Annotated in this window: 12 protein-coding genes; 11 read left to right on the top strand and 1 reads right to left on the bottom strand. The window is 36.5% G+C overall.

Translation table 11 applies throughout. The annotated features are described in order from the left end of the window. Window positions 1–192: 192 nt before the first annotated feature. The 11 genes from H4J38_RS09305 (at window position 193) to H4J38_RS09255 (ending at window position 5,856) form a co-directional block, all read left to right on the top strand. Window positions 193–696 (top strand): hypothetical protein, encoded by a 504-nt coding sequence (locus H4J38_RS09305; RefSeq protein ID WP_182131507.1) that lies wholly within the window; start codon window positions 193–195, stop codon window positions 694–696. Between the two features lie 113 nt (window positions 697–809). Then, window positions 810–1,160 (top strand): hypothetical protein, encoded by a 351-nt coding sequence (locus H4J38_RS09300; protein ID WP_182131506.1) that lies wholly within the window; start codon window positions 810–812, stop codon window positions 1,158–1,160. A gap of 131 nt (window positions 1,161–1,291) precedes the next feature. Continuing rightward, complete coding sequence (locus H4J38_RS09295; protein ID WP_182131505.1) at window positions 1,292–1,564, top strand: hypothetical protein; 273 nt, start codon at window positions 1,292–1,294, stop codon at window positions 1,562–1,564. 97 nt (window positions 1,565–1,661) lie between these two features. Beyond that, window positions 1,662–2,087 carry a hypothetical protein gene (locus H4J38_RS09290; protein WP_182131504.1) on the top strand — a complete coding sequence of 142 codons (426 nt, stop codon included), beginning with the start codon at window positions 1,662–1,664 and terminating at the stop codon, window positions 2,085–2,087. Window positions 2,088–2,261: 174 nt separating this feature from the next. Then, window positions 2,262–2,507 (top strand): hypothetical protein, encoded by a 246-nt coding sequence (locus H4J38_RS09285; RefSeq protein WP_182131503.1) that lies wholly within the window; start codon window positions 2,262–2,264, stop codon window positions 2,505–2,507. A 144-nt stretch (window positions 2,508–2,651) separates the two neighbouring features. Next, window positions 2,652–2,954, top strand: a complete 303-nt coding sequence (locus tag H4J38_RS09280) for a hypothetical protein (protein WP_182131502.1) — start codon at window positions 2,652–2,654, stop codon at window positions 2,952–2,954. Between the two features lie 104 nt (window positions 2,955–3,058). Next, the gene (locus H4J38_RS09275; protein WP_182131501.1) at window positions 3,059–3,250 is read left to right on the top strand and encodes a hypothetical protein; all 192 of its coding nucleotides are present in this window, start codon (window positions 3,059–3,061) and stop codon (window positions 3,248–3,250) included. A 66-nt stretch (window positions 3,251–3,316) separates the two neighbouring features. Then, on the top strand, window positions 3,317–3,523 hold the full coding sequence (locus H4J38_RS09270; RefSeq protein ID WP_182131500.1) for a hypothetical protein: 207 nt from the start codon (window positions 3,317–3,319) through the stop codon (window positions 3,521–3,523). A 130-nt stretch (window positions 3,524–3,653) separates the two neighbouring features. Beyond that, window positions 3,654–3,857, top strand: a complete 204-nt coding sequence (locus H4J38_RS09265) for a hypothetical protein (protein WP_182131499.1) — start codon at window positions 3,654–3,656, stop codon at window positions 3,855–3,857. Window positions 3,858–4,013: 156 nt separating this feature from the next. Beyond that, window positions 4,014–5,456 (top strand): amidohydrolase family protein, encoded by a 1,443-nt coding sequence (locus tag H4J38_RS09260; protein ID WP_259365466.1) that lies wholly within the window; start codon window positions 4,014–4,016, stop codon window positions 5,454–5,456. A 112-nt stretch (window positions 5,457–5,568) separates the two neighbouring features. Then, the gene (locus H4J38_RS09255) at window positions 5,569–5,856 is read left to right on the top strand and encodes a hypothetical protein (RefSeq protein ID WP_182131498.1); all 288 of its coding nucleotides are present in this window, start codon (window positions 5,569–5,571) and stop codon (window positions 5,854–5,856) included. Window positions 5,857–5,898: 42 nt separating this feature from the next. Here the strand turns inward: H4J38_RS09255 and H4J38_RS09250 are convergent, their stop codons facing one another. Then, a complete protein-coding gene (locus tag H4J38_RS09250; RefSeq protein WP_182131527.1) occupies window positions 5,899–7,146 on the bottom strand; it encodes an IS110 family transposase in 1,248 nt (415 codons plus the stop codon). Window positions 7,147–7,214 lie beyond the last annotated feature (68 nt).

The following is a 7,214-nucleotide window of genomic DNA, read 5'->3' as shown; positions in this document are numbered from 1 at the left end:
TTACATTCAAGTTTAGGTTATACAACGCCTGAAAAATATGAGAAATTAGGACTTTGAAATGTGTCTACGAAAGTGGTGTAAGATCACTGCGTTCAACATTTTAGCCAGCTATAAATTTCCTCTTATTGAGGCGTTATGTGCTAATGCTACTTTTGGCATTTGTAATTATTATCAATACTATAAGGATATACCTTGAAAAAATTAGCTTTACTCCTACCTCTCTTATCTCTTAACTGTTTTGCTGAAGAAAACGATCAAGATAAAAATTATTCTGTCGGTTTAGGTATGGGGGCAATGTATAGTGGAATAGGTGCAAATTTATCATTTGTTTCAGAAAATGACTTAAAATATATCTCTGCTGGTTGTACTGAATATAGCTCTATAACTGGAGCCTCTTGTGGTTTTGGTGCAGGTTGGATTAAAACTGATTTATTTGGCGCTAACTCTAATAAACATGGTATTGGTATATACGCAACCTTAGTTGGTAAAGAAAAATACGCTAGCTACACATCTACTACTGATGGCACAGAGTATTATACCCATGAAAGTAATATTTATGGCGCAGGTGTAAGTTATACATACTTTATGAATGGCATAAATAAATCAGGTACAACTTTCGGTGTGTCAATTCATGCTACCAACGCTGACTTTGAAAATAGTTATGGTGGTTTCTTTCAAGTTGGTTATCAGTTTTAGCACATAACAAGACATTCAAACGGACAAATAACAGCTGGCTGTTGTTCGTGCCTCACACATTTTAGCCAGCTATTATTTGCCGCTTAACGTGGCGTTATGTTTACAAGGATAGTATGCGGAAATTTCTAATCATTATTGTATTAATTATTAGTGGGTGTGATGGTCAAATCCCTGCATCTACTTCGTACGAAGGTGCTTTTTTGTTGCAACCCAGAGTTACTGACGGGTTAGTCTTTTTTGATATCTCAGATACTAAATCTAGTAATATCTATACCATTGACACTCAAGCGTCTGATTATCAAAAATGGTCGGCAGGTTGGTTTCCTAATTCAAATATAGTTTTACTTTATTCATCTGATATCGGCTCATATGCATGGCAGTATAAAAGTGCATGGGTTTCTGTTGAGCTTACGATGGAAATGGAAATACAAGCTGAAAATCTATATAAAACAGAGTATAAGTAAACATAACAAGCCAATCAAGCGGGACTAAAAACAGTTTACTGTTTCGTTCCTCAACATTTTAGCAAACAATTTTTAGCCCCTTATTGGGGCGTTATGTTTTCAAAGTATTTGTCTAACTTAGGTGTTTTAAAATGGATGATAAAATTGTAAATTTCCCCAATAAATATGAGCGTAAAAAACGAGTTGATTTACGTAATGGAGAATTACGCTGTGAGGTATCAGAACGCTGGGTTAAGTTTCCTAAAGCATCAGACAAATATCCTAATTGTGAATATTTGCATTTAGATATTATGACGCTTGGTGCTAATGAAAAAGATAGAAAGCTTTGTGAGATCATTTTAGATAAAGAGCAACTTTTAAAATTGCTGTCAGAGCTACCTGTCACTGACCACACAAAAACATAACAAGCTAATTAATAAGGACAAAAAACAGTTGGCTGTTTTCGTTCCTCAACATTTTAGCCAACAATTTTCTGCCCATTATTAGGGCGTTAAGTACCTTATGAAAATATTAAGCATATATGCACTATTTGTATTACTTACTTTAAGTTTTAATGCTTCGAGTGAAGAAGTTGAAATTGAATCACGTTCTCACACTACTGCAGACGGTGTTACCTATGTCCAAAAATTAGCATTAGAGTTAACTGATTTAGAAGCTACGCCAAAATTTGATCCATCTAAAGAAGTAGTGCCTATTTCAATCAAAGAAGCTATTAACTTAGCTACGACTTTGTATACCCAAAAAATTCAAAGAGAGGAATTCGCATTAGGCAACATCTCACTAAATCGTTTCCCTCATTATAAGTACCGTGATAAGTGGTTTTATCAAATTGAGGTTATTGGCAACCCTTTTAAAGGGGAACCGTCAGTTTTGTTAGCAGTATTACTAAATGGTAAAGTTGTTATGTCGGTGGCAGACGGTACTTAACAAGCTGTTAAAAAAGGACAAAATACAGTTGGCTGTTGCTCCTGCGTCGCACATTTTAGCCAACTATTATTTGCCCCTTAGTGGGGCGTTATACGTTTTTAAGATTGAGGTGATATGGAAATCAAAGTCGATGTATATTCAAACAAAATGGTGCTAACTTCCGATGGTCGTAGCATGACATTTCACTCTAAAGAGCCTTTTACAACAACAAGGCTACTCATTGGTAAGTTTTTTGTGGCAGAAAGTTGTCTCAAAAATGCAGTTAAAGAATTCGGTGCTATCGGCTTTTTTAAACGTGCACCTAAAATTATCATTCAGCCTCATGAATTCCTTGAAGGTGGTTTATCGGAAGTCGAAGACCGAGTACTTCGTGAAATAGCGTTGGGTGCAGGTGCAAGAGAAGCACATGTTGTAGTGTAATAAACGTATAACAAGTTACTCAAACGGACGCTAAACAGTTGGCTAGCGCTCGTTCCTCGCAATTTTAGCCAACTATTTTTCGCCGCTTAGTAAGGCGTTAGCTTTCTATAGAATATCAATCAAGGATAGGTTATGAAATCACGAATGAATATTCCTGCATTAATTTGCATCGCTGTTTTATCAACAGTGACATCAGGTTGCACATCATCGAGTTATGGCAACTCTTTTACTCCTGTTCAAACTAATCAGGCCCCAAATCAATATACATTAAAAATATATACCGGCGGTTTCGCTGGGCCTGAATATGCTAAAAAGGATTTAGATGTTGAAGCTAAAAAATTTATAGCGCTTCATAATGAATATATTGATTACAAAATTATTTCTTCTAGTTTTCAGTTAATACCTTCTGGTGTTACATTTATTGTTGAGTTCATAAAAGAAAGCTAACAAGCAAATCAACAAGGACTAAAAACAGCGGGCTGTTCGCTTCGCTCCATTTTAGCCCACTATTTTTAGCCTGTTATTAGGGCGTTATGTAGCTAAAGGGAATTATGCGTTATCTGGTAGATTGGAAGTCACTATTCAAAGACCTATTTATTAAGCTTGTTGCTATTCTTGGTGGCTTATTTATAGCTTTAACTGGCTTGGAATATGTTAAAAGCGATTATAACTTTGAAGAAGCATTTAAACATATCGAAATGTTCCATATTCCAATAATTGTCGGAGTAATTATTACTGCTTGACTTTTTGGCGCTTTATTCATTGCACTTTTCTCTAAAATTTCAGCTATTACAATAACTGATAAAGAAGTGTCAGGACGAAACTACTTTGGATTTAAAAAAGTTTTAACTTTCACTCAAATCAGTAAAGCTTATCACCAAGACGACCGTGGGTTTGAAAGTATAGTGTTATTCGGTGGTAGTTTTCTTAACAGTATTTATTTTCCTGTTTTTCTGGAGAAAATTGATGATGTTGTAGAAAGATTGAAAGAAGAAAAAATCACTATTGTAGACTAGCTACATAACAAGAAATTAAACAAGGACAAAAAACAGTTGGTTTTTGCTCCTTCGTCGCTTATTTTAACCAACTATTTTTTGCCTGTTAATTAGGCGTTATGTGTACCTGTGAATAGCACACTGGAAGGTTATGGAAACTAATCAAAAGTTAAGCGAAAAAGAGTTCTCGCAAATGTTAACTCTCATTAAACGTCACGCCGTTACAGATATGGATCAGTTTTCTACTTGGAAGCTAAATTCTGAACGCGGGGATATTTACGTTTGTTTATCAAACGCTCCATTGGCGGCTGATGAAAATGTTCATAAAGATTTAAGTCACTTGGTAAAAGCTTAAGAAGCAAATATCGAAAGCTTGGTATCCGTACACATAACAAGCAATTCAAGACGGACGCTAAACAGTTGGCTAGCTTCGTTCCTCGCAATTTTAGCCAGCTATTTCGCGCCGCTTAATTGGGCGTTAGCTATTTAATTAATCTCACATGGAAGTATCATGATTAAAGTATTATTACTCTCAATTTCTTTGTTTTCTTTTGCTTCATTAGCGGAAAACAAAGTTCTAATAGAAAATGTCACTATCGTTTCATCTCACTTGCAAGCTCCAAAAATTCAGATGAATGTATTAATAAGTGATGGTCGAATTACCGAAATAACTAACAAAAAGATTACATCCTACGATCTTAAAATAAATGGTTTAGGTAAATTTTTAACGCCAGGTCTTATGGATAGCCATGCACACGTATCGTCAATCCCAGGTATGGGGTTTGGTGTTGAGCCAGTGGCGATTAAAAATCCGAAACTCGCACAAGCTTATTTTGAACAACAACCAAGAAGCTTTTTATTTTATGGGGTAACTCAAATACTTGATCCGAATCCGGGAGTTAGTTTCAATTATTTTACTTCGGCGCCTCATCGTCCTGATTATTTTCGCTGTGAAGTATTAACATCAAAAAATACCTTTCCATATGTAGAGAAAACAGACGACCTATCAAGATCAATGTTTACTTATTTAATTGATGAAAGTGCAGAAGCAACCGCAGAAAATTCAGTAGAAAGGTTAATTGGTAAAATTGCCCATTCAGGTGCTTCGTGTATAAAGCTTTATTTTGAAGACGGTTATGGTAATGCTAACCAATGGGCAACACTTTCAACTAACACTCTAAAACGAATTAAATTATCTGCTGAAAAGTCTAATTTGCTTATAGTCGCTCATGCTAATGCATTAGATATGCAGCAATTAGCACTTGCCGCAGGTGTTGATGTTATCGCTCATGGTATGTGGAATTGGGGGCAATATAATCGCGAACAAAATATACCTAAAGAAATATCTAACACTCTGGATAAAATGATCAATGACGAAGTAGGTTATATGCCAACACAAAGAGTGATTGCTGGCTTAGGTGAAGTATTGCTCCCTACTATTGCTAATTCTCCTGAATTTTCATCTATTACACCCAAGTCACTTATTGATTGGTATAAAACCACTGAAGCGCAATGGTTCAAAGAAGAGCTTCGAATTGGCTTTGATGGAATGCCTGATCAATCAATCTCAGATGCATTTTTATATGGGCGAATAGGAAAAGGTAAAAAAGTCATTCAATATCTAAGAAGTTCTAACCATCCTATTTTATTGGCTTCGGACTTCCCTGGAAGCCCTAGTTTTGCCAATCAACCTGGACTGACAACCTACCAAGAAATGAAAGCTATGGTTACCGCAGGGCTATCGCTGGAAGAAGTACTGGCGGCGGCAACCATTAATAATGCTAAACAATTCAGAATTGATAAAGATTATGGCACTGTAGAAGTTGGTAAAGTTGCTAACCTTCTGCTGCTTAAAACTAATCCTTTAGACTCTATAGAATCGTGGAACCGTATAGAAACGATTATCCTGCATGGAGACCCCATAGCTAGAGAAAGTTTGGTGGTCAATAAATAGCTAACAAGCTGTTAAACAAGGACAAAAAACAGTTGGTTTTTGCTCCTTCGTCGCTAATTTTAACCAACTATTTTTTGCCTGTTAACAGGGCGTTATATGCAAAGGATATAAGATGGAGCTTAAATTCTGGTACGCAATATTTGCTACGTTGTTAATTATAAATATTTCTGTTTCAATATTTTTATTCAAACGAGATGATTTAGAATCGTTCCAAAAAGTTTCACAAATAATATTTGTATGGCTAATTCCTATAATTGGAGCGATTGTTACTTGGCGTGTTAATAAAAGTCATGATGTCAGTTACAAGCGAAATAAAGAGCTTGGTGGTGGTGCTTCAAGTTTAGGCACTTATGACTCTGCAGGTTCCGGTGGTAGTGATGGTGGAGGCGGCAGTGATTAATTGCATATAACAACACGCCCTGAGGTGGACAACTAGTAAAATTTAGCTATTTATTGCAAATTTTAACAGTGGTGAGCCTCTTCGTTTTAATGCTTCCAAGTATTTTGATTCATCGTAGGGCGTACTTGTTTTCCAGCACCTAAATATTATTCTTATCCACTTGAAAGCAAGCGATCTTATTATGCTGTTATGTGGTTTACCTTTACTTTTTTGTTGCTCATAATAAGCCTTTGCCCAGAATGAATAGCGTATCGAAAAACCAGCCCATTCAACAAACGTTTGCCTTAAAAAAGTAGGACAACTGTACCGCCAATGTGTCCACATTTTCTTACCGCTACGTTCAATTACAGGCGCAATACCCGCATATTTCTGTAGCTCAGACGCATCATCATAACGATCTCTATTACTGCCCAATGCCACTAATAATCGTGGCGCAAGTTGTGGACCTGCACCAGGGAAACTATCAAAAATAACTTTATCATCTTGCACTTTATAGGCATCTTTTATCGCTATATCTAACGACTCAATTCCCTTTAGCAAGACTCTGAATTGTGCGATAAGCACTTCCACTAATAGCTTGTTTGGCTCTATTACGCCGACGTCTTCGGTTAATGGCATCGCACTTTTGATACTTAAAATACGCGCGTCATTCACATGGGCGTAATGTGAGTTATGACTGTTAAAAAAATCTAATAGCGTTTGTTTTTTTACTCTTTTAACTTTGGCAAGAGATGACCATTTACTGATGAAGTCACAGAAGATAAAGGTGTCTTTTTCTTTAAACCATTCAAGTGCTTGTGGGTAGTAATTCTTTAGTGTAGCTGTTATTTTATTGGATAAATCTACGCTGTCTTGCACCAAGTTCCGTCGATATTCAACCAACTGTGTGAGTGAGCGCATCGCGGGTGTTTCGGGTTCAATAGCGGTGAGTTTAGCCATGTGTAGGGTGAGGATTTCTACTTGTATCAAGGCATCAGTAGGGTCGTCTTTCGCACCACTTGGGGTAAAAGCCTTACGATATTTAGCGACTGTAGAGGGATTAATGGTGAATAAGGTAATATGATTATATTTGGCTAGTGCATAAATAATAGGTCCTTTTTTAAGTTCACAGGCCACAGCGATTTGTTGATTTGGGTAACGCTTTTTAAGGCTCATTGCCCATTCATGTAGCGCTTCGGGTTTACACTTAATAATGGAGTAGTGGTATTTATCGGTGTGGTTAGGGTGTTCACAGATATCATGTTTTTTATCTGCCCAATCAATGCCGATTAAGGCAGCGAAATTATCAATGTTATATGCTTTCATTTTGCAGCTCCTGCGCGTAAAGTTACAAGTGGAATGTGCTTAAATCTCATTTC

The sequence above is a fragment of the Colwellia sp. BRX10-3 genome, from assembly GCF_014077505.1.
In the GTDB taxonomy this organism is placed as follows: Bacteria; Pseudomonadota; Gammaproteobacteria; order Enterobacterales; family Alteromonadaceae; genus Cognaticolwellia.
This window is presented reverse-complemented; position numbering and strand designations above follow the sequence as displayed.

Excerpts from the sequence above, each read along its gene's own strand:
- H4J38_RS09255 (WP_182131498.1), top strand. The coding sequence starts at position 5,569 with ATGGAGCTTAAATTCTGGTACGCAATATTTGCTACGTTGTTAATTATA.
- H4J38_RS09275 (WP_182131501.1), top strand. The coding sequence starts at position 3,059 with ATGCGTTATCTGGTAGATTGGAAGTCACTATTCAAAGACCTATTTATT.
- H4J38_RS09285 (WP_182131503.1), top strand. The coding sequence starts at position 2,262 with ATGACATTTCACTCTAAAGAGCCTTTTACAACAACAAGGCTACTCATT.
- H4J38_RS09260 (WP_259365466.1), top strand. The coding sequence starts at position 4,014 with ATGATTAAAGTATTATTACTCTCAATTTCTTTGTTTTCTTTTGCTTCA.
- H4J38_RS09295 (WP_182131505.1), top strand. The coding sequence starts at position 1,292 with ATGGATGATAAAATTGTAAATTTCCCCAATAAATATGAGCGTAAAAAA.
- H4J38_RS09290 (WP_182131504.1), top strand. The coding sequence starts at position 1,662 with ATGAAAATATTAAGCATATATGCACTATTTGTATTACTTACTTTAAGT.
- H4J38_RS09300 (WP_182131506.1), top strand. The coding sequence starts at position 810 with ATGCGGAAATTTCTAATCATTATTGTATTAATTATTAGTGGGTGTGAT.
- H4J38_RS09280 (WP_182131502.1), top strand. The coding sequence starts at position 2,652 with ATGAATATTCCTGCATTAATTTGCATCGCTGTTTTATCAACAGTGACA.
- H4J38_RS09265 (WP_182131499.1), top strand. The coding sequence starts at position 3,654 with ATGGAAACTAATCAAAAGTTAAGCGAAAAAGAGTTCTCGCAAATGTTA.